The sequence below is a fragment of the Yersinia sp. 2541 StPb PI genome (assembly GCF_052217145.1).
In the GTDB taxonomy this organism is placed as follows: domain Bacteria; phylum Pseudomonadota; class Gammaproteobacteria; order Enterobacterales; family Enterobacteriaceae; genus Yersinia; species Yersinia enterocolitica_E.
Genome location: NZ_JAZGQB010000001.1, coordinates 3,546,029 through 3,568,148 on the forward strand (window position 1 = coordinate 3,546,029; position 22,120 = coordinate 3,568,148).

A 22,120-nucleotide genomic window follows, 5' to 3' on the forward strand; every position below is an offset into this window, starting at 1 on the left:
ACGATGTTGGGAAAATTAACACTTGATGCGGTTCCGCTACACGAACCAATCATTATGGTTACCGTTGCTGCAATTGTCCTAGGTGGGCTGGCTCTTGTTGCTGCTCTGACCTATTTCGGCAAATGGAAATGGTTATGGAGCGAATGGCTGACTTCGGTTGACCATAAAAAAATCGGTATCATGTATATCCTGGTCGCCATGGTCATGCTGTTGCGTGGTTTTGCCGACGCTATCATGATGCGTAGCCAGCAAGCACTTGCTTCCGCTGGTGAGGCCGGCTTCCTGCCACCCCATCACTATGATCAGATCTTCACCGCTCACGGCGTTATCATGATTTTCTTCATGGCGATGCCTTTTGTTGTGGGTCTGATGAACGTGGTCGTACCGCTACAAATCGGTGCTCGTGACGTTGCCTTCCCGTTCCTGAACTCATTGAGCTTCTGGTTCTTTGTGGTCGGGGTGGTGTTAATTAACATCTCTCTGGGGGTCGGTGAATTCGCGGGAACCGGTTGGTTGGCCTATCCGCCACTATCAGGTAAAGAGTACAACCCAGGTGTCGGGGTAGATTACTGGATATGGAGTCTACAAATCTCCGGTCTGGGGACTTTGTTGACCGGTGTTAACTTCTTCGCCACTATTTTGAAAATGCGTGCACCTGGCATGTCGATGATGAAGATGCCTGTCTTCACATGGGCGGCACTTTGCACCAACATTTTGATTATCGTTTCCTTCCCGATCCTGACCGTAACTGTCGCGTTACTGACTCTGGACCGTTACCTTGGCACCCATTTCTTTACCAATGATATGGGTGGCAACATGATGATGTACATCAACTTGATTTGGGCCTGGGGCCATCCAGAAGTGTACATTTTGGTCCTGCCGGTGTTCGGGGTGTTCTCCGAGGTTACTGCGACCTTCTCTAAAAAACGTCTGTTTGGTTACACCTCTTTAGTTTGGGCAACCATCGCTATCACCGTATTGTCATTTATCGTTTGGCTACACCACTTCTTTACTATGGGATCCGGTGCCAACGTTAACGCCTTCTTCGGTATAGCTACGATGATCATTTCCATCCCAACCGGGGTGAAAATCTTCAACTGGTTGTTCACCATGTATCAGGGCCGTATTCAGTTTCACTCTGCAATGCTGTGGACCATTGGCTTCATCATCACCTTCTCTATCGGTGGGATGACCGGGGTTCTGCTGGCGGTTCCAGGTGCGAACTTCGTACTGCACAACAGCCTGTTCCTGATTGCCCACTTCCATAACGTAATTATCGGTGGTGTGGTGTTCGGTTGCTTTGCTGGCCTGACTTACTGGTGGCCTAAGTCCTTTGGCTTTACGCTTAATGAGAAATGGGGTATCCGTGCCTTCTGGTTCTGGATAATCGGTTTCTTCGTAGCCTTTATGCCGCTGTATGTTCTGGGCTTTATGGGTATGACCCGTCGTCTGAGCCAAGATATCAATCCAGAATTCCACGCGATGTTGATGGTGGCTGCTGGTGGTGCAGTACTGATTGCCTGCGGTATTTTGTGTCAGGTTATTCAGGTCTTCGTCAGTATCCGTGACCGCGAACAAAATCGTGACTTGACTGGTGACCCATGGGGTGGCCGTACGCTGGAGTGGTCTACCTCTTCCCCACCGCCGTTCTATAACTTCGCCGTAGTGCCTAACGTCGTCGACCGTGACGAGTTCTGGGATATGAAAGAGAAAGGCGAAGCGTACAAACGTCCGGCGAAATACGAAGAAATCCACATGCCGAAGAATACCGGTGCAGGTGTGATTATTGCTGGCTTCAGCTTGATCTTCGGCTTTGCCATGATCTGGTACATCTGGTGGCTGGCCATTATTGGCTTCGTCGGCATGATTGTTACCTGGATTGTGAAGAGCTTCGACGAGGATGTTGATTACTATGTGCCAGTTGCAGAAGTTGAGCGCATTGAGGATCTTCATCATGAACAAATCAGCAAAGCAGGCGTGAATCATGTCAACTGAAACTCTGACTAACCACAACGTCGCCCATGCAGAGCATGGGCATCACGATGCGGGAGCGACGAAAGTCTTCGGCTTCTGGATCTACCTGATGAGCGACTGTATTTTGTTTGCGACATTGTTCGCAACCTATGCAGTGCTGGTAAACGGGACCGCTGGCGGTCCTTCAGGGCGGGATATCTTCGATTTGAACTTTGTTCTGGTCGAAACCTTCCTGTTGTTGTTCAGTAGTATTACTTACGGCATTGCGATGCTGGGCATGAACAAAGGCCATAAAAACCAGGTCAACACCTGGTTGGGTCTGACCTTCTTGTTCGGTCTGGGCTTTGTGGCAATGGAAATCTATGAATTCCATCACCTGATTGCTGAAGGCTATGGCCCGGATCGCAGTGCGTTCCTGTCTAGCTTCTTCGCACTGGTTGCCACCCACGGTATTCACGTTACCGCAGGTCTGGTCTGGATCATCATTATGATGATTCAAGTAGCAAAACGCGGATTGAATGAAACCAACCGCACCCGTCTGATGTGTCTGAGCTTGTTCTGGCACTTCCTGGATGTGGTGTGGATCTGCGTATTCACCGTTGTCTATCTGTTAGGAGTCATGTAATGAGTCATCCAACATCTAGTCACCCAACAACGACTCACGGTGGAGCCAGCCACGGTAGCTTGAAGTCATATCTTATTGGCTTCATTCTATCGGTGATTCTGACAGTTATTCCATTCGCTATGGTGATGAGCGGTACCGCCGCTCATACAACTATTCTGGCCACAGTGGTCGGTTTAGCTGTGGTGCAGATTATTGTGCATCTGGTGTACTTCCTGCATATGAATGGATCGTCTGAAGAACGTTGGAATCTGGTGGCGTTCCTGTTCACCGCTATGATTATCGCAATCGTTGTAGTGGGCTCACTCTGGATTATGTACAACCTCAACATCAATATGATGGTTGACTGAAGAGCTGCATGTGATGATTAAGCAATACCTGCAAGTAACTAAACCAGGAATTATTTTCGGCAATTTAATTTCTGTCGTTGGGGGATTTCTCCTCGCTTCCAAAGGCGTGATTGATTACCCCCTTTTTCTCGCCACCCTGATCGGTGTCTCGTTAGTTGTTGCCTCCGGGTGCGTATTTAACAACTATATCGACCGTGATATCGATAGCATCATGGAGAGAACGAAGAATCGTGTCCTGGTCAAAGGGCTTATCGATCCGAAAGTGAGCCTGATTTATGCGTCCGTACTGGGTATTGTTGGCATGCTGTTGCTCTACGTGGCCGCCAATCTATTAGCAATGATGCTGGCGATTATCGGTTTCGTTATCTATGTCGGGGTTTATAGCCTCTACATGAAACGCAAGTCAGTCTACGGGACATTGATCGGCAGCTTGTCAGGAGCCGCACCACCAGTAATTGGTTACTGTGCGGTCACCGGCCAGTTCGATATGGGTGCATTGATTTTGCTGCTGATTTTCAGTCTGTGGCAGATGCCGCACTCCTATGCCATAGCAATTTTCCGCTTTAAGGATTATCAGGCTGCCAACATTCCGGTTCTGCCGGTAATAAAAGGCATATCGGTCACCAAAAACCATATTACCCTGTATATTCTGGCGTTTATGGTTGCGACCCTGATGCTGACATTAAGTGGTTATGCCGGTTATAAGTATCTGGTTGTCGCAGCGGCGGTCAGTGTCTGGTGGCTGGGTATGGCATTACGTGGCTACAAAGCGACCAATGACAGCGTATGGGCGAGAAAACTTTTTGTCTTCTCAATCATTGCTATTACGTCATTGAGCGTCATGATGTCAGTCGATTTCAATGTCCCTTCCTCGGTTGGATTACTGACTTACGTCGGGTAACACCTACCACATTGATAGACACAAATAGAGTGGCTGATGGGCCTGTTCCTGCCAGCCACTTTCTCTTTCTGCCCTACCCTGCTTTCACCTAAAATCTCGCCTGTAATACATTCTAAACATCAATAGATTTACCGGCCCCTATTAACATCATTACAATACACCCTATAGATTTCAAAGTGCGGCCAACACACCGGCACCTTGAAAGATGACGATATCGTGCAGAATGTTTTTTGAGGTGTAATGAACGACAATAAAATGACTCCGCTTGAGCTTCGGGCAACCTGGGGGCTGGGCAGCGTTTTCTCACTGCGCATGCTGGGCATGTTTATGGTTTTGCCGGTTCTCACCACCTATGGTATGGCACTGTCTGGCGCCAGCGAAGCGCTAATCGGCATAGCCATTGGCATCTACGGACTGGCTCAAGCTATTTTTCAGATCCCCTTTGGATTAGTTTCCGATCGTATTGGCCGCAAACCGCTGATCGTGGGCGGCCTGTTAATTTTTGCCCTTGGTAGTGTGATTGCTGCCATGAGTGACTCTATTTGGGGCATTATTCTGGGCCGCGCGCTACAAGGCTCCGGTGCCATTGCCGCTGCCGTCATGGCGCTGCTATCTGATTTGACCCGTGAACAAAATCGTACCAAAGCCATGGCATTTATCGGTGTCAGTTTTGGTATTACCTTTGCGATTGCCATGGTGCTCGGGCCTATCGTCACCCATGCCTTTGGCCTGCATGCCCTGTTCTGGGCTATCGCCATACTGGCGCTATTAGGTATTGTCATTACATTAGCTGTGGTGCCGGATGCTGATAACCATGTACTTAACCGCGAGTCCAGTATTGTTAAAGGTAGCGTCAGTAAGGTGTTAAGTAACAGCCGGTTGCTTAAGCTCAATTTTGGCATTATGTGCCTGCATATTTTGCTGATGTCGAGCTTTGTTGCATTACCGCAGATTATGGCCAGCGCAGGTTTAGTCCCGGCTCAACACTGGAAAGTGTATCTGGTGACAATGCTGATTTCATTCGCAGCGGTGGTGCCGTTCATTATTTATGCTGAAGTCAAACGCCGCATGAAACAGGTCTTTATGGGCTGCGTTGCGGTGCTGTTTGCCGCCGAAGTAGTGCTGTGGTCTGCCGGTCACAACCTCTGGGTGATTATTGCTGGAGTGCAATTATTCTTCATTGCGTTCAATGTGATGGAGGCTATTTTACCCTCGTTGATCAGTAAAGAGTCACCAGCCGGGTATAAAGGCACGGCAATGGGGATCTATTCCACCAGTCAATTTATTGGCGTGGCTATTGGCGGCAGCTTGGGGGGATGGCTATTTGGCATGGAAGGGGCAAGTATGGTGTTTGCTGGCGGTGCGGTGATTGCGCTAGTGTGGTTTGCAGTCAGTGCAACTATGCAAGAACCCCCCTATGTCAGTAGCCTGCGCATTACCTTATCTGAATTGGCGGTGAAAGACTCAGCATTGGAACAGCGGCTCAAGGCTCAACCAGGGGTGACAGAAGCGGTTGTAGTGATGGCCGAACGCAGTGCATATATCAAAGTTGATACCAAACAGACTAATCGCAACCAGTTAGAGCAGTTAGTTAACGCGGTATAAGAGAGCGCTAAGGTACAAAGGCTATCAACACCTTTGTACCTGGCTCGTTAACTCAATATCAGTCGCGGAAGTTATTGAACTGGAACGGCTGCCCCAGATCAGCACCACGAATCAAGGCCATGACACTCTGTAAATCATCACGTGCCTTACCTGTTACCCGGACTTGTTCGCCCTGAATTTGTGCCTGAACTTTCAGCTTGCTGTCTTTAATCAGCTTAACCAGCTTCTTAGCCTGGACACTTTCGATCCCTTGTTTCAGCTTGGCGTCCACACTGTAGGTTTTCCCACTGCGCTCCATCTCTTCCGGGATTTCTAATACAGCACCTTCAATACCACGCTTGCTCAATTGAGCACGTAAGATATCCAACAACTGCTCAACCTGAAAATCAGATTCACTGACGACTTTGATACTTTCGTTCTTTTCATTTAGCTCAAAACTCGCCGGAACATTACGAAAATCCCAACGGTTCGCCAGATCACGGGTGGCGTTTTCAACTGCGTTACGCACTTCCTGCATATCAATTTCAGATACGATGTCGAAAGATGGCATATTCCCTCCTCCTGATAAGATGACTGGCAAGCATAATAACCGCTTTATCTACGCAGACAAAGCCATGCCGCAGACAATTACTCAACGAAGCCGCCATTATTAGCGGACCCGATTTGTTGCTAGCCCTGCGTTTAATGACTAAAAAGTCTATATCCCCGTCATACTTCAAGCTGCATGTACGTTGGCCGCGCTCAATCACCGCAGTCACTTACTTATGTAAGCTCTTGGGGGTTCACTCGCTTACCGCCTTCCTGCAACTCGAATTATTTAGGGTATAATCAAAGCATAACATTTAGAACGATGCAGTGTGCTTTCCGCTTACACCAAGGGGGTTTCAATGAAAATTACTGTGCTTGGTTGCGGAGCTCTCGGGCAGTTATGGCTATCAGCGCTGTATCAGCAAGGCCATGATGTACAAGGCTGGCTCCGTGTGCCACAGCCCTTTTGTTCAGTCAATGTTATTACGTTAAGCAATGAGGCGTTCAACCAGAACCTGCCGACTAATGATCCAGAGCACTTGTCGAAAAGTGAATTATTACTGGTGTGCTTAAAGGCGTGGCAAGTATCCAGCGCTGTCATCGCCCTATTACCCAAGCTTAACCCTGAGTGTAAAATTTTACTGCTGCATAATGGTATGGGCACAGAGGACGAACTGCCGCGCCATGAGTATACCTTCCTGCATGGTGTAACCACTCATGCAGCCCGGCATGACGGCAACACGATAGTCCATGTTGCCAGTGGGATTACACATATTGGCCCAACCTCGCCAACGGCAATAGATATCAGCCATCTGGCCGATGTACTACATCAGGCACTGCCGGATGTCGCTTGGCATAACGATATATCAGCAGCTTGTTGGCAAAAACTGGCGGTAAACTGTGTAATTAACCCGCTCACAGGGCTGTATAACTGCCGCAATGGTGACTTGCAGCGCTACCCGGAGCTGATTAGCAGTTTATGTGCCGAGGTAGCCAGTGTGATGGAGATGGAGGGCTACCACACCTCAACCAGCAGCCTGTTAAGTTATGTTAACGATGTTATCCAGAGTACCGCAGATAATACCTCGTCGTTATTGCAGGATTTACGCTGCCAGCGGCATACCGAGATAGATTACATTACTGGTTATTTACTGCGGCGTGCGCGCAACCACGGTATGACGTTGCCGGAAAATGCCCACTTATATGATTTAATAAAACGTAAGGAAAATGAGTATGAGCGTATCGGCGCTGGTTTGCCTGGCTCCTGGTAGCGAAGAGACCGAGGCGGTCACCACTATTGATGTTCTGGTGCGCGCCGGTATCGAGGTAACAACCGCCAGTGTCGCCAGTGATGGAGCATTGGAAATTGTCTGTTCACGCGGTGTCCGCTTGCTGGCAGATACCCGTTTAGTGGATGTGGCGGATCAGAAATTTGATGTGGTGGTCCTGCCTGGTGGCATAAAAGGTGCGGAATGTTTTCGCGATAGCCCACTGCTGGTTGCTACTGTGCGTCAAACCCATAATGAAGGACGACTGGTGGCCGCCATTTGCGCTGCTCCCGCCTTGGTACTTGAGCATCACAATTTGTTCCCTGTTGGCAATATGACCGGCTTCCCAGCACTGAAAGATAAAATCGATGCCACTAAATGGATGGATCAGCGGGTAGTTTATGATCGGCGGGTGAATTTGGTCACCAGCCAAGGGCCGGGTACTTCCCTCGATTTCGCACTGAAGATCGTATTTTTGCTGCTCGGCAGGGAAAAGGCCGAAGAAATCGCCTGGCAGTTGGTACTACCGCCAGGTATTTATAACTATACCCTTCGGACTTGAAGCCGCAGGGTTGTTAGCTACGCGCACTACTCAGAATCACTTACCGTCGTGCGCTCATCGGGATGAGTTTGCTGGCTGCCTACCTGCAACTCCAATTACTTTGGGTATATAGTGAATATGAACATAGCAACCACTGCGCAAGCTCAAAATCCACACACGCAGTAGCCGTTAACTATCCCCAACGAGGCGTAGCGAGCAAAGTCAGTCTGGGTGCGCCCAGCGCACAGCCAACGGAGCGTACACGTAGTACGTGACGGCGGCGAGCACTGCGCAAGCCCAGAATGGCAAAGCGCAGTAGCCGTTAACTATCCCCAACGAGGCGTAGCGAGCAAAGTCAGTCTGGATGCGCCCAGCGCACAGCCAACGGAGCGTACACGTAGTACGTGACGGTGGCGAGCACTGCGCAAGTCCAGAATGGCAAAGCGCAGTAGCCGTTAAATATAATAATTTAAGGGCGGTACACTTTTACGTTTGTATACCCCTGCTCACGCAAGTAAAGCGCCTGCAAACGACTCATCACCCCGCGATCGCAATACAGCAGATAAGTCTTGCTCTGATCCAGACTGGCGAATTGCGAACTCAGTTTATAGAACGGTAATGCGTGAACTTCTACACTGCCCACGTTAAGCGGCTTTTCGTCCTGCTCATCCGGTGCGCGAATATCCAGCAACACATCGGTATCGGCCAGTTCAGCAACAGTTTCAACCTCAACAACCTGCTCACGGCTTTGCTCGGCAATTTCACGAATATCAACGTTTTTGGCTTCGCTGACGACCCGGTCCAGAATAGAGAAATCAAAGTGGGACTCCTCTTCTTCAATCTTGGCTTTAACCGCTTTCACCGTCGGGCTTTTCGAAATCACGCCGCAATATTCCGGCATGGTTTTTGCGAAATCTTCAGTGCCTATTTGCCGCGCCAGATTAATGATGTGCTCTTTATCATGGGAAATCAGTGGGCGCAAAATCAGGGTGTCTGAAGCATTATCAATTAACCGCAGATTGGTTAATGTTTGGCTGGAAACTTGCCCCAGAGCTTCACCGGTAACCAGTGCCTGCACACCATAACGTTCTGCAACCTGCGATGCCGCACGCACCATCATGCGCTTGAGTACCACGCCCATCTGACCATCTTCGACTTTTTCGAGGATTTCGCCGACAACCGGTTCAAAATCAATGGCAACAAAACGCACCCGATGGGAGCTGCCAAAACGGTTCCACAGATAATGAGCTACTTGCTTGACACCAATTTCATGGGCCGAGCCGCCGAGATTGAAGAAGCAATAATGCACGCGGCAACCACGACGCATCAGCATATAGCTGGACACACCCGAGTCAAAACCGCCTGAAATCAGCGATAACACATCTTCTTGTGTGCCGATCGGGAAGCCACTCAACCCTTCATGACGCGCCTTGATCAGTGTCAGTTTGTCCTGATCAATTTCTAAATGAACCGTAACCTGAGGATGGGTCAGTTTAACTTTTGCACTTTCAATATGCTGATTCAGACCGCCGCCAACATAGCGTTCAACATCACCTGACGAAAATTCATGCTTACCGCGGCGCTTCACCCGCACACAGAAAGTTTTCCCGATCAGTGTCTCGCGATAGGCTTCCAGCGTCTGCTCAAAAATATTGTGCATATCGGTGTAGCTGCGATCTTCTACTTCGAGAATATGGTGAATCCCCGGCACGCGGGTCAACGCATCACAGATAACCGGGCCAAGATTGTCATCTTTGGTACGAATTTCAATATGATCCCAATGACGGACTACCGCGAGGGTATCGTCCTCAAGGTTTTTCAGTACATTGCGGATATTCGTAGTGAGGATCTTAATGAAGCGCAATCGCACAGATTGACTCTTGATGGTGATTTCTGGGAACAATTTAATGATAAACTTCATGGCAGTCTTTAGTTGTCTGGTTATGGAGTGATGGCGCTGCTATTGATAGCAACAGTCAAAGGCTTTAGCGAAAACATGCAAGCCGAGGAGTATATCACTATTAGACGTGCCACTGCGTACTAAAAACCCGACTTAAACGTCACGATTTCCCCTTCATTATCCGCTAGAATAGCCGGTAATAATTTTTTGGCCCGAATGTAATTGGTATGGTGAGTTACTCTCAGAAAAAACCTCATTAGCAGGAATGCGTTACGCACCATTAATGTTACGTTTCATAAAAATATCGAGTCGAATAGAGCTATGGCGAAAAAACCCGCAACACCAGAAACCAAAGTGACCAGTTTTGAGACATCTCTCAGTGAACTGGAACAGATTGTGACCCGCCTGGAGTCCGGTGAATTAGCGCTGGAAGAAGCGTTAAACGAATTCGAACGGGGTGTGCAACTGGCCCGCCAGGGGCAGCAAACCTTGTTACAAGCGGAACAGCGAGTGCAAGTTCTTCTCAGTGATGATGTAGATGCACCCTTGGCACCTTTCACCCCGGATACTGAATAGCCTTATGTCTATCGCCCACTCATCTGCTGATTTTCATCATCAACTTGCAGCTCATCAGCAACGGGTCAATCAGGCGCTGCTTGATTTTATTGCTCCGCTACCCTTTGGCGACAGCGACTTAGTCGCCGCTATGCGTTATGGTGCCGTGCTCGGCGGTAAGCGGCTGCGCCCTTATCTGGTTTACGCCACCGGCCAAATGTTTGGTCTGTCGCTGACTAATTTAGATGCTCCTGCGGCGGCAATTGAATGTATCCATGCCTATTCATTGATTCATGATGATTTACCGGCGATGGATGACGATGATTTACGTCGTGGGCAGCCGACTTGCCATGTGAAATTTGGTGAGGCCAATGCCATTCTGGCGGGGGACGCACTGCAAACGCTCGCGTTCTCTATTCTGGCTGAAGCGCAGATGCCCGATGTGGCAGATAAAGATCGCTTATCGATGATTGCCGAATTAGCTAAGGCCAGCGGTGTCGCGGGGATGTGTGGGGGTCAGGCATTGGATCTGGAAGCCGAAGCGCGCCAGATTTCACTGGAAGAGCTTGAACGCATCCACCGCCACAAAACCGGCGCATTGATCCGTGCCGCGGTTCGCCTCGGTGCATTGGCTGCGGGCACACCAGGGCGCGAAGCGTTACCGTTACTTGACAGGTACAGTGAGGCCATTGGTCTGGCCTTCCAGGTTCAGGACGATATCTTAGACGTTATTGGCGATACAGCTACAATTGGTAAACGTCAGGGTTCAGATCAACAACTCGGCAAAAGCACTTATCCAGCACTGCTGGGGTTAGATTGCGCTAAAGCTAAAGCGATGGATCTGTATCAGGAAGCGCTCAGCGCCCTGAATACCTTGTCAGAACAATCCTATAACATAGCGCCGTTGCAGGCGTTAGCCTGTTTTATTATTGAGCGTGATAATTAGAAATATACTGACCGTTAATAAACGCTGTTATACCCCAAGAACTTAGCGTTGCAGTCAGGTAAAGCGAACCCTCCTGCTGCAACAGATTCTAAGGGTATGCACCCACTTTTGATATGAGCATCGAATGAGCCTTGATATAGCCAAATACCCGACATTGGCACTTGCAGAAAATCCTGAAGAACTGCGCATGTTGCCCAAAGAAAGCCTGCCGAAGTTATGTGATGAACTACGCCAGTATTTGCTCGCGTCCGTCAGTCGCTCCAGTGGGCACTTTGCTTCCGGGCTGGGCGTAGTCGAGCTAACTGTCGCGTTGCATTACGTCTACAACACACCTTTCGACCATCTGGTGTGGGACGTAGGCCATCAAGCTTATCCTCACAAAATATTAACCGGTCGTCGCGAACAGATCGGTACTATTCGCCAGAAAGATGGTTTACATCCTTTCCCTTGGCGTGGTGAAAGTGAATATGATGTGCTCTCGGTTGGCCATTCCTCAACCTCAATCAGTGCAGGCCTGGGGATGGCTGTCGCAGCTGAACGGGAAGGTAAAGGGCGGCGGACTGTTTGTGTTATCGGTGACGGTGCTATTACGGCGGGTATGGCTTTCGAAGCAATGAATCATGCCGGTGATATTCACTCAGACATGCTGGTTATCCTCAACGATAACGAAATGTCTATCTCAGAAAATGTCGGTGGTTTGAACAATCATCTGGCTCAGTTATTATCGGGTAAGCTCTATGCCAGCCTGCGTGAAGGTGGCAAAAAGGCATTTTCTGGCTTACCACCGATTAAAGACCTGTTGAAACGGACTGAAGAGCACCTAAAAGGGATGGTGGTGCCAAGTACCTTATTCGAAGAGTTAGGCTTTAATTATATTGGCCCGGTTGATGGGCACGATGTACAAGCATTGGCACAAACGTTGAAAAACATGCGTGACCTGAAAGGCCCGCAGCTGCTGCACATCATGACTAAAAAGGGCAAAGGCTACGCACCGGCTGAGAAAGATCCGATTGGCTGGCATGCTGTGCCGAAGTTTGATCCCGCCTCCGGTACTTTGCCGAAAAGCCAGGGTAGCCTGCCGACTTACTCCAAGATTTTTGGTGAGTGGTTATGTGAAACCGCCGCCAAAGACAGCCAGTTAATGGCCGTCACCCCTGCTATGCGCGAAGGCTCTGGGATGGTGCGTTTCTCTCGTGAATACCCCCAGCAATATTTCGATGTGGCTATCGCTGAGCAACATGCAGTGACCTTTGCCGCAGGGTTAGCCATTGGGGGCTACAAACCGATTGTGGCTATCTACTCCACCTTCCTGCAACGAGCATATGACCAACTGATTCACGATGTTGCCATCCAAAACCTGCCCGTTCTATTTGCTATTGACCGTGGTGGCCTGGTGGGCGCGGATGGCCAAACCCATCAGGGTGCGTTTGACCTCTCATTCATGCGCTGCATTCCAAATATGATCATCATGACCCCAAGCGATGAAAACGAGTGCCGTCAGATGCTTCACACCGGTTATCACCACAACGGCCCTGCGGCGGTACGTTACCCACGCGGCAACGGCACCGGTACCGACCTGAAACCGTTAGAGATCATGCCGATAGGTAAAGGTATTGTGCGTCGTGAAGGTGAAAAGATTGCCATATTGTGCTTTGGTACTTTACTGGCTCAGACACAGCTCGTGGCCGATAACCTCAATGCCACCTTGGTGGATATGCGTTTTGTAAAGCCATTGGATGAGGCGTTGGTACTGGAAATGGCTGCCAGCCATGAGGTATTAGTCACCGTGGAAGAGAACGCCATCATGGGTGGTGCGGGTAGTGGTGTGAATGAATTGCTGATGGCGAAACGGCAATTAGTGTCGGTACTGAATCTCGGTTTATCGGACAGCTTTGTGCCACAAGGTGAACAAGAGGAAATGCGCGCTGAGTTTGGGTTAGATGCTGCGGGTATACAACGCCAGATTGAAACGTGGCTGGCGTGATAACAACTTAATTTACGCAGATTGAGCCAAGGCCGACCACTCCTACAGCCGCTCCGGTGGCTCGCGCCACTACGACCCGAACGGAGTGTTTCCCTTGGTTCGAATTTCACCTGCAACTTGAAAGATGACCACACATATACCCTATAGATTTCAAGGTGCAGGAAGGCGGCAAGTAAGTGCATCCCGATGAGCTGACATGAGTCAGTGATTCGGGTAAGCGAATGCAGCCAACACACCTGCAACTTGAAAGATGACGGGTATCAGTAGAACAGATCTGCTGGCCAGTAATGCCCCACGACAAAAATAATAGCAGCCGCAATCACCCCGGCAATAATGTCATCGATCATGATCCCCATGCCACCATGGACATTGCGATCAAACCAGCGAATCGGCCAAGGCTTCCAGATATCAAAAACTCGGAACGCGACAAAACCCGCAGCGACCCATTGCCAATGATTGACGGGCAATGCCATCAGGGTTATCCACATGCCGACAAATTCATCCCAAACGATACTGCCATGGTCATGAACCTGCATATCTTTGGCGGTACGATGACAAATGTAGACACCAATGCAGATGCTGAACATCACAGCCAAAGAATAAAGCTGCCATGGGAGCTGGATCAATAGCAGCCAGAATGGGATTGCCGCAATTGACCCCATGGTACCGGGTGCCCATGGTGATAAACCACTACCAAAGCCGGTGGCCAGCAAATGCCAAGGATTGGTTAACCGCAAACGGCGTTTGGCTTCATCCATGGGATTTACCTGTTGAGAAGTGATCAAAACCACGAAAATCCAGTTGTACTGCCTTACCTTCACGGAAGAATTTAACACCTTCCGATTGCGGGCCTACCTGCCCAATACAAGTATAGCCTGCGCCGGTATTACTGAGCGCGACATCCAGTGCACCACGGTTTATCTCAGGTATGGTAAAGCACAACTCATAATCTTCACCACCACTCAACGCCCAGCGTAGAGCCTGTTCAGCGTCAACCTGACGTGTTAGCGCATCAGAGTAAGGCAATGCATCCAACTCAATACGCGCCCCACAATTGCTCGCTTTCAGGATATGTTGCAGATCAGAAATCAGCCCATCAGAGATATCAATGGCAGAGCTGGCAAGGTCGCGCAATGCCTGCCCTTGCAGCACGCGTGGCTGTGGCCGCAAATGACGATGAATTAATGCAGACCTATCGGCTTCGTTATCAACTCGCAACGCATTTTGCAAAATCGCCAGTCCTGCGGCACTGTCACCCAACGTACCGGTAACATAAATCCAGTCACCAATTCGCGCACCAGCTCGGGTCAATGCCCGCCCTTCCGGTACCAACCCTTGAATGGTCAGCGTTAGACTCAATGGCCCACGAGTAGTATCACCACCAATCAGTTGCATACCGTAATAGTTAAGCTGATCAAATAAGCTATCACTGAATGCCTGCAACCAGTCTTCATTTACATTGGGTAGGGTTAGAGCAAGAGATAACCAGGCAGGATCGGCACCCATTGCAGCTAAATCGCTAAGGTTTACCGCTAAAGATTTGTAACCAAGATCGGCCGGATCGATATCCGGTAGGAAATGAACGCCCGACACCAGTGTATCCGTACTGATGGCCAACAGCTGTTTTTCTGCCACTGTGAGAAGTGCGCAGTCGTCTCCAATACCCAGCTCTACATCCCGGCGATTACTTCTAAACCGGTCAAAGTAGCGGGCAATGAGGTCAAATTCGCCACATGCCATAATACAATTCCAGGAGTGTTTACCGATATATGATTAAGGCCGGTTCCCGGCCTTAATCATATCCCTCTTCACTTGACGCGGTGTTAGCGCTGCCAATGACTTTGGGTATATTATTTCTTTTTACGTACTGTCGGAGCTACTTTATCCAGCACGCCATTTACGAACTTGTGACTATCTTCCGCACCGAAAGTTTTGGCCAGTTCGATAGCTTCATTGATTGCCACTTTATAAGGGACATCATTACGTTTGCTCAGTTCAAACAGTGCAATACGCAGAATAGCTCTTTCAACCTGACCTAATTCCTCGAGCTGGCGGGAAAGAAAAGGTGTCATTAACGCATCCAAAGATGTGGCATTAACTGCGACCCCTGACAGCAATTCGCGAAAATAGGAGATGTCTACATCTTTGACATCCTGCTCCGACAGGAACTGTAATTCAACATCAGCGATGTCGTTTTTAGACAACTGCCAAGAGTAAAGCGCTTGAACAGCGCACTCACGAGCGCGGCGACGAGCAGCAGGTTTCACGGAATTCCCCTTAACTAAATTCAGCCTTTAATAGCTTTGATTACATTAATCATTTCAAGTGCGGTCAGGGCAGCTTCTGCACCTTTATTACCCGCTTTAGTACCAGCACGCTCAATTGCCTGCTCAATACTTTCTGTGGTCAGCACACCGAAAGCGACTGGAATATCGCTATTCATGGCGACACTTGCCAAGCCAGAACTCGCTTCACCAGCAACATATTCAAAGTGCGCAGTTCCCCCACGGATAACCGTACCCAGCGCAATTACCGCATCGTAACGATTTGTTTTTGCTAATACATTGGCAACCAGCGGCAACTCATAGGCACCCGGTACCCAAACAACAGTAATGTTGTCATCAGCTACCTGACCAATGCGCTTCAGGGCATCAATTGCACCTTCCAGCAGACTGCCGTTGATAAAGTTGTTAAAACGCGCAATTGCAATCGCCACGCGGGCATTAGGAGTAGCAACAACACCTTCGATAACGTTCATAGCTTTCCTCAATATGGGTTCATACCCCGCAGGGGGGCGGATTCTATCATATTCTTTCACGCCCCGCCCCTGCGCATTTACAAAACGCTTGGCAAGACGATGATTGAGCTTCGGGAAACTCTGCCGGAAAATTCAATTAATACTTCGGTTTCAAACGCAAACGTAAGTCTGGCCCCACCTGACGTACATCACTGAAGACAAATTCAGGGGCTTGTGCTAAATGCGTTAATCCAGCCAACTGGCACAATCCGCGGGCATCGCTACCCAACAGTTTTGGCGCGATATACAGAATTAACTCATCAACCACACCGGCCTGTAATAGTGCGCCTGCCAGTTGTGGCCCGGCTTCAACCCACACTGAGTTAATTTGCCGCTTGCCAAGTTGCATCATCAATAATACCAAATCCACACCATTACCATGGCGAGGTAACAATAACTGCTCGACATTATCTGGCCATGGCTGCTGATCCGCCTCAACGCGCGCCAGCCAGCATGGGCCATTTTGTTGTGTCACTTGGTGTTCAGGCGTTACACGGTTATGGCTATCCAATATAATCCGAACCGGTGGGCGCAGCGAATCTTGGGGATACAAGGCTTGCGTTTGGGCATCTAACTCCGACCAGCGCACCGTGAGCGAAGGGTCATCCGCTATTACGGTGGCACTGGTACTGAGAATCGCCGAACTCTCAGCTCGAAAACGCTGCACATCCTGGCGTGCCTGTGGCGACGTAATCCACTGGCTTTCACCCGAGGCCATCGCGGTACGTCCATCTAATGATGCCGCCATTTTCAATTGCAAATAAGGAAAACCGGTACGCATCCGCTTTAGGAAACCAAGATTCACGGCTTCAGCTTCCGCCAACATCAAACCGTGGTCGACTGCAACCCCGGCCTGTTTCAATTTATATAACCCGCGCCCGGCAACTTGCGGATTGGGGTCCTGCATTGCCGCCACGACTCGGGTTACACCAGCGGCCACCAGTGCATCCGCACAAGGCGGCGTGCGCCCGTGGTGACTACAAGGCTCAAGGGTGACATAAGCCGTTGCACCGCGCGCTTTTTCACCCGCCATGTGTAATGCATGTACTTCGGCGTGTGGCTCTCCGGCACGCAGATGATACCCTTCGCCGACAATTTCACCATCACGCACCAACACACACCCAACATTTGGGTTTGGCGAGGTAGTAAACCGCCCTAACCGCGCGAGTTCAAAAGCGCGGGCCATATAGAACTCATCAGTCTGCATGGCTTTCCTTACGTTTATTGCGCCGCTTTATGGCTGCGCGACCCTCGCTAAATAACCATTTGGCGCGAATTAATCCTGCAAACGGGCAATTTCTTCACCGAATTCACGAATATCTTCAAAGCTACGATAGACCGAGGCGAAGCGAATATAGGCCACTTTATCGAGCCGTTTGAGGGCTTCCATCACCAGGTTACCCACCATTTTCGTCGGAACTTCCCGCTCGCCCGTGGCGCGCAATTGGGATTTGATATGACTTATTGCTGTTTCGACATCATCAGAGCTAACCGGACGCTTTTCTAATGCTTTCAGCATGCCACGCCGTAATTTATCTTCGTTGAAGGGTTCGCGCACATCATCACTTTTAACCACGCGCGGTAGCACCAGTTCTGCCACTTCAAAAGTGGTAAAACGTTCATTACAATCTAAACACTGGCGGCGACGGCGCACTTGCGAACCATCGCTCACCAGACGGGAGTCAATGACTTTAGTATCCACAGCGGCACAAAACGGGCAATGCATAGTGCTTCCTGATGAGTGAGCCAAAACTTAGCCCCAGTTTACCGCGAACTGCCACGACAACAAAGTGCGGAAACGGCAGTTTATCTTTATTCAACTATTGAGCGGGTTCTGGTTTGGTGGCTTTAGCGGCTCTAGCCATTCCTTTTGCAGTGCTAACCAAACTTTACGATCTGGGGATAATATATTGAGAGGGTCGAAAGGGTATTGCGCAGGTATGCATTGTTTTAATAACTGAAGGGCCAAGTGATAAATACAGGGGGCTTTGTCTATATTTTGCTCTGCATCTTGCACTTCTTTTTTTGCACCCAATAGTAACAAATAAAAATCTTCAAGTTCACTTTTAGACTTAATCATTTTCTCATTTACTTCCTTAGATAGTGAAGGAAATAAATGAGCAACAATAAAATCAATTAATCGCCCCCATAATCCCTTTGAAGGGGGGTATGCTTTATCCATTACCACTTTAATCATATCGGATATACTTGGGATTATTCTATTTTTAAGATAAATTAAATCATTCTCTAAAGCTTGCGGTAATGTAGTATTAGTTATTGTTAACGTATAATATTCATTCCAAAATTTACATCCTTTTCCAGAGTTTTCCGATTTGATTGAATTATAATTTTCATTCCATTCACTATTACTCAACCCACCTCTTCCATGAGTAATTATAACATCCTTCCACTTAGGGAAATTTGCACTGCATATATCTACTATTTCATCACCCTGACAATATTCAAACCCCACATTTTCATTTTTTAAAGACTTTACGTTTATTACCTGCTCACTTGGAGTTCCAACTGATATATTTAGGTAAGAAATAAAATCATTATAACCGGCACTTTTAACCACGGAGGTTGGTGACTCTTTTTTTATTAAATAATAACGACCGTTATGATTTAAAGTAAGTTCATATTTTTTACTAAGTGTTGATTGATTAAAATTCAAGTTAATACTTTTAATAAAATTATAATGAATACCATTTACTCTACTCGTAAGCTTATTCTCACTCCCCATATAATTATTAATGAGTGTTACAAGATCAATTTCATTATCACTTTTACCCAAATTGATCTCAAATTCATTAAACTTTGACTTTTGATTAAAATCATATTTAATCTTAAATGATTCAAAAATATCATTAAGCTCACGTTTAACACCACACACAAAATCACAATCATCGCTTCCTTGTAGAATATCATCAAAACACTTATATATCATATCATTAGCTATGTAAACTCCGTTAAAATTCACATCACTCATATATTCTCCGATAATTTACTCACATCATCCAACTACATTAAGCATATAAATCAAGTTAGAATAATAAATAATATTAAAATAATTAACTATCGAATTACTTATATAGTTTTTATAAAAATAAAATTAATGATTTTTTACTCTTACTCAATTAAACCATGGATAAAAATTAAATAAATATTCATAGAGAAAACAAATTACTCAATAAAATAAAGATAACGCGATAATATTTACACTGCAAATAAATGGGGTGGAAGCATTAGGTTAATACACGAATAAAAAAGCCCTGATACTAATTGTATCAGGGCTTTCTTTTCGTACTACCACTTACAACTTAAGGCAGGATTGAAGGTTGGTCTGCGCCTTCTTTCTCAACTTTCTGCTGCAACATGTGTTCACGTTTCATACCCAGTTTCAACGCCAGCGCGGACGCAACGTAGATGGATGAAACGGTACCGATGGAAACACCGATCAACATCGTCAGTGAGAAGCCTTGCAGCATCGCACCACCGAAGATGAACAGCATCAATACCACCATCAGCGTAGTTGCAGAGGTCATAATAGTACGACTTAAGGTCTGGGTCAGAGACACGTTCATGATTTCATAAGGCGTACCGCGACGGATTTTGCGGAAGTTCTCACGAATACGGTCCGATACCACGATACTGTCGTTTAGTGAGTAACCAATAACCGACATCAATGAAGCAATGATGGTCAGATCGATCTCAATCTGGAATAACGACAAGATCCCCATGGTAATGACCACGTCATGGGCCAAAGCGATAACCGCCCCCAGCGCCAGACGCCATTCAAAACGGAAACCAACATAAACTAGAATACACAGTAACGCGACTATCAACGCCATGCCGCCTGCCTGGGCTAAATCGCTGCCCACACTTGGCCCGACGAATTCGATACGTTTTACCGAAGCATTCTTATCAACTGACTCATTAATAACAGAGATGACTTTGTTGCCCAATTCCTGCCCGGCAGTTCCGGTGGCGGGTGGCATACGTACCATCACATCACGGGTGCTACCAAAGTTTTGCAGAATTGGCGATTCAAAGCCCGCTTTTTCCAACGTGTCACGCAGTTGATCCAGATCCGCAGGTTTTTCCAGGTTAATTTCAATCACCGTACCACCGGTGAAATCCAGACCCCAGTTGAACCCTTTAGTGGACATCACCACAATCGATGCCACCAACAGCAACAACGAGACGCCGAAAGCGACGTAATCCCAGCGCATAAAGTCATAGACTTTACGGCCATAGTTCAGTTGTTCAACAGTATAATCCTGTGCCACAACGTACTCCTCAAATAGACAGCTTGTTAATGCGCTTGCCGCCGTAAAGCAGGTTGACGATGGCACGAGTACCGACTATAGCGGTGAACATTGACGTTATAACACCGATTGCCGTTGTAATGGCAAAGCCTTTAATCGAACCGGTACCCACAGCATAAAGAATAATTGCCGTGATAAGCGTCGTTACGTTCGCATCGACGATACTTGAGAAGGCACCTTTGTACCCTTCATGAATCGCTTGCTGGATCGTCCGCCCGTTCCTGAACTCTTCTTTTATTCGCTCATTAATCAGTACGTTAGCATCAACTGCTACCGCCAATGTCAATACGATCCCGGCAATACCCGGCATGGTTAATGTCGCCCCCGGTAACAAGGACATCACACCCACGATCAACACCAGGTTAGCCAATAGCGCCGTACTGGCAATCACACCAAATTTACGGTAGTAAATCACCATAAACAGGATAGATACCGCCAAGCCCCACAAGCAAGCTTCCAGACCTTGGGTGATGTTCTGTGACCCCAAAGTTGGCCCGATAGTACGCTCTTCCACAATCTGGATAGGTGCAATCAGAGCACCAGCACGCAGCAACAGGGAAAGCTGACGAGCTTCAGCCGGGTTATCAATGCCAGTAATACGGAAGCTGTTACCCAAGCGTGACTGAATAGTCGCTACGTTGATAACTTCTTCCTGCTTAACCAGAATCGCTCGGCCATTAGCATCTTTTTTGCCGCTGTCTTTATATTCTACGAACAAAGTCGCCATCGGCTTGCCGATGTTGTCTTTGGTAAAATTAGACATCAGAGAACCACCGGCGCTATCGAGCGAGATATTAACCTGAGCTTGGTTATATTCGTCGGTGCTGGAGGTTGAGTCAGTAATATGGTCACCGGTCAGGATAACGCGCTTGTACAAGACAACCGGGCGACCTTCACGGGTATTTTTGACTTCTGAATCACCCGGTACCCGACCGGAGGCAGCAACAGAGGCATCAACATTGCTATTTACCAGACGGAATTCAAGTGTTGCCGTCGCACCAAGAATCTCTTTGGCACGCGCGGTATCCTGAATACCCGGTAATTCAACCACAATACGATCCGATCCCTGGCGCTGAACCAACGGCTCGGCTACACCTAACTGGTTAACCCGGTTACGCAGGATAGTAATGTTTTGTTGAACTGCATATTCACGCGCTTCCCGCAGACGGTCATCAGTCATCACTGCCTTTAAGGTATTGCTACCATTGGAGCCAATGACCAGATCACGGTGGCGAGAAGAGAGGTAGCTGACGGCATCATCGCGGGTTTTATCGTCGCGAAAACGCACTTCAACACCATAGTTATCAAGCTTACGCACCGTGGCATACGGGATATTTTTCTCACGCAGATCTGTGCGCAAGGTATCCATCGTTTGCTCTTGCAGTTTGCCCAGCGCAGTATCCATATCCACTTCCATCAGGAAGTGCACACCGCCGCGCAGGTCAAGACCCAGCTTCATCGGCTCTGCACCTAACTTGGCAAGCCAAGAGGGTGTTGCCGGAGCCAGATTCAGCGCGATAACGTATTTGTCACCCATCGCAGCCATCAATGCCTCACGGGCACGCAACTGGACGTCAGGATCTCTAAAGCGAGCCAGGATTGCACCGTTCTCCAGCGCAATAGACTTGCTCGCTATGTTGTCTTTTTCTAAAACGTCACGGACTTGGACCAGCGTTGTTTCACTGGCGGCGATTCCTCGCGCACCAGTGATTTGAACAGCCGGATCCTCACCATAAAGGTTGGGAAGTGCGTATAGCAGACCGATGAAGATCACAACGATCAGCATCAGATACTTCCACAAAGGATAACGGTTTAACACGG

At 48.3% G+C, this 22,120-nt stretch carries 21 protein-coding genes; 10 read left to right on the forward strand and 11 right to left on the reverse strand.

Annotated elements, in window-relative coordinates; all coding sequences use genetic code 11:
* Window positions 1-3 precede the first annotated feature (3 nt).
* The 5 genes from cyoB (at window position 4) to V1953_RS16040 (ending at window position 5,452) form a co-directional block, all read left to right on the forward strand.
* Window positions 4-1,995, forward strand: coding sequence for a cytochrome o ubiquinol oxidase subunit I (gene cyoB, locus V1953_RS16020; protein ID WP_083160035.1), 1,992 nt, complete (start codon window positions 4-6; stop codon window positions 1,993-1,995).
* Window positions 1,985-2,599, forward strand: coding sequence for a cytochrome o ubiquinol oxidase subunit III (locus V1953_RS16025; protein WP_083160037.1), 615 nt, complete (start codon window positions 1,985-1,987; stop codon window positions 2,597-2,599). Before cyoB ends, V1953_RS16025 begins: the two co-directional genes overlap by 11 nt.
* On the forward strand, window positions 2,599-2,946 hold the full coding sequence (locus V1953_RS16030) for a cytochrome o ubiquinol oxidase subunit IV (RefSeq protein WP_442848078.1): 348 nt from the start codon (window positions 2,599-2,601) through the stop codon (window positions 2,944-2,946). The genes V1953_RS16025 and V1953_RS16030 overlap by 1 nt, the downstream gene beginning before the upstream one ends.
* Window positions 2,947-2,959: 13 nt before the next feature.
* Window positions 2,960-3,847 carry a heme o synthase gene (gene cyoE, locus V1953_RS16035; RefSeq protein ID WP_083160039.1) on the forward strand — a complete coding sequence of 296 codons (888 nt, stop codon included), beginning with the start codon at window positions 2,960-2,962 and terminating at the stop codon, window positions 3,845-3,847.
* Window positions 3,848-4,087: 240 nt separating this feature from the next.
* Complete coding sequence (locus tag V1953_RS16040; RefSeq protein WP_102970458.1) at window positions 4,088-5,452, forward strand: MFS transporter; 1,365 nt, start codon at window positions 4,088-4,090, stop codon at window positions 5,450-5,452.
* Window positions 5,453-5,510: 58 nt separating this feature from the next.
* Here the strand turns inward: V1953_RS16040 and V1953_RS16045 are convergent, their stop codons facing one another.
* A complete protein-coding gene (locus tag V1953_RS16045) occupies window positions 5,511-6,002 on the reverse strand; it encodes a YajQ family cyclic di-GMP-binding protein (RefSeq protein ID WP_442851118.1) in 492 nt (163 codons plus the stop codon).
* Window positions 6,003-6,339: 337 nt separating this feature from the next.
* On the opposite strand from V1953_RS16045, the gene panE reads away from it, so the two are divergent.
* Complete coding sequence (gene panE / locus V1953_RS16050) at window positions 6,340-7,251, forward strand: 2-dehydropantoate 2-reductase (RefSeq protein WP_083160045.1); 912 nt, start codon at window positions 6,340-6,342, stop codon at window positions 7,249-7,251.
* Complete coding sequence (gene yajL, locus V1953_RS16055; protein WP_083160047.1) at window positions 7,214-7,810, forward strand: protein deglycase YajL; 597 nt, start codon at window positions 7,214-7,216, stop codon at window positions 7,808-7,810. The genes panE and yajL overlap by 38 nt, the downstream gene beginning before the upstream one ends.
* Window positions 7,811-8,258: 448 nt before the next feature.
* Here the strand turns inward: yajL and thiI are convergent, their stop codons facing one another.
* Entirely contained in the window at window positions 8,259-9,710 is a 1,452-nt protein-coding gene (gene thiI, locus V1953_RS16060) for a tRNA uracil 4-sulfurtransferase ThiI (protein WP_083160049.1), read from the reverse strand.
* Window positions 9,711-10,010: 300 nt separating this feature from the next.
* On the opposite strand from thiI, the gene xseB reads away from it, so the two are divergent.
* The 3 genes from xseB (at window position 10,011) to dxs (ending at window position 13,174) form a co-directional block, all read left to right on the forward strand.
* A complete protein-coding gene (gene xseB / locus V1953_RS16065; protein ID WP_083160051.1) occupies window positions 10,011-10,265 on the forward strand; it encodes an exodeoxyribonuclease VII small subunit in 255 nt (84 codons plus the stop codon).
* 4 nt (window positions 10,266-10,269) lie between these two features.
* Window positions 10,270-11,190: a (2E,6E)-farnesyl diphosphate synthase gene (gene ispA / locus V1953_RS16070; RefSeq protein WP_083160053.1), complete on the forward strand. Its 921-nt coding sequence runs from the start codon at window positions 10,270-10,272 to the stop codon at window positions 11,188-11,190.
* A 124-nt stretch (window positions 11,191-11,314) separates the two neighbouring features.
* A complete protein-coding gene (gene dxs, locus V1953_RS16075; protein ID WP_083160055.1) occupies window positions 11,315-13,174 on the forward strand; it encodes a 1-deoxy-D-xylulose-5-phosphate synthase in 1,860 nt (619 codons plus the stop codon).
* A 260-nt stretch (window positions 13,175-13,434) separates the two neighbouring features.
* On the opposite strand, the gene pgpA is transcribed toward dxs, so the two are convergent.
* From pgpA to secD, 9 genes are all read right to left on the reverse strand, one after another.
* Entirely contained in the window at window positions 13,435-13,932 is a 498-nt protein-coding gene (gene pgpA, locus V1953_RS16080; protein ID WP_032905591.1) for a phosphatidylglycerophosphatase A, read from the reverse strand.
* The gene (gene thiL / locus V1953_RS16085) at window positions 13,925-14,914 is read right to left on the reverse strand and encodes a thiamine-phosphate kinase (protein ID WP_442851119.1); all 990 of its coding nucleotides are present in this window, start codon (window positions 14,912-14,914) and stop codon (window positions 13,925-13,927) included. The genes pgpA and thiL overlap by 8 nt, the downstream gene beginning before the upstream one ends.
* A 110-nt stretch (window positions 14,915-15,024) precedes the next feature.
* Window positions 15,025-15,441, reverse strand: coding sequence for a transcription antitermination factor NusB (gene nusB, locus V1953_RS16090; protein ID WP_083160059.1), 417 nt, complete (start codon window positions 15,439-15,441; stop codon window positions 15,025-15,027).
* A gap of 20 nt (window positions 15,442-15,461) precedes the next feature.
* Entirely contained in the window at window positions 15,462-15,932 is a 471-nt protein-coding gene (ribH, locus tag V1953_RS16095) for a 6,7-dimethyl-8-ribityllumazine synthase (RefSeq protein WP_442821173.1), read from the reverse strand.
* Between the two features lie 136 nt (window positions 15,933-16,068).
* Window positions 16,069-17,178, reverse strand: a complete 1,110-nt coding sequence (gene ribD / locus V1953_RS16100) for a bifunctional diaminohydroxyphosphoribosylaminopyrimidine deaminase/5-amino-6-(5-phosphoribosylamino)uracil reductase RibD (RefSeq protein WP_083160061.1) — start codon at window positions 17,176-17,178, stop codon at window positions 16,069-16,071.
* Window positions 17,179-17,247: 69 nt separating this feature from the next.
* Complete coding sequence (gene nrdR / locus V1953_RS16105) at window positions 17,248-17,697, reverse strand: transcriptional regulator NrdR (protein WP_005182112.1); 450 nt, start codon at window positions 17,695-17,697, stop codon at window positions 17,248-17,250.
* A 90-nt stretch (window positions 17,698-17,787) separates the two neighbouring features.
* The gene (locus V1953_RS16110; RefSeq protein ID WP_442851120.1) at window positions 17,788-18,960 is read right to left on the reverse strand and encodes a hypothetical protein; all 1,173 of its coding nucleotides are present in this window, start codon (window positions 18,958-18,960) and stop codon (window positions 17,788-17,790) included.
* 331 nt (window positions 18,961-19,291) lie between these two features.
* Window positions 19,292-20,260 carry a protein translocase subunit SecF gene (gene secF / locus V1953_RS16115; protein ID WP_083160065.1) on the reverse strand — a complete coding sequence of 323 codons (969 nt, stop codon included), beginning with the start codon at window positions 20,258-20,260 and terminating at the stop codon, window positions 19,292-19,294.
* A gap of 10 nt (window positions 20,261-20,270) precedes the next feature.
* Window positions 20,271-22,118 carry a protein translocase subunit SecD gene (gene secD / locus V1953_RS16120; protein ID WP_083160067.1) on the reverse strand — a complete coding sequence of 616 codons (1,848 nt, stop codon included), beginning with the start codon at window positions 22,116-22,118 and terminating at the stop codon, window positions 20,271-20,273.
* Window positions 22,119-22,120: the final 2 nt, after the last annotated feature.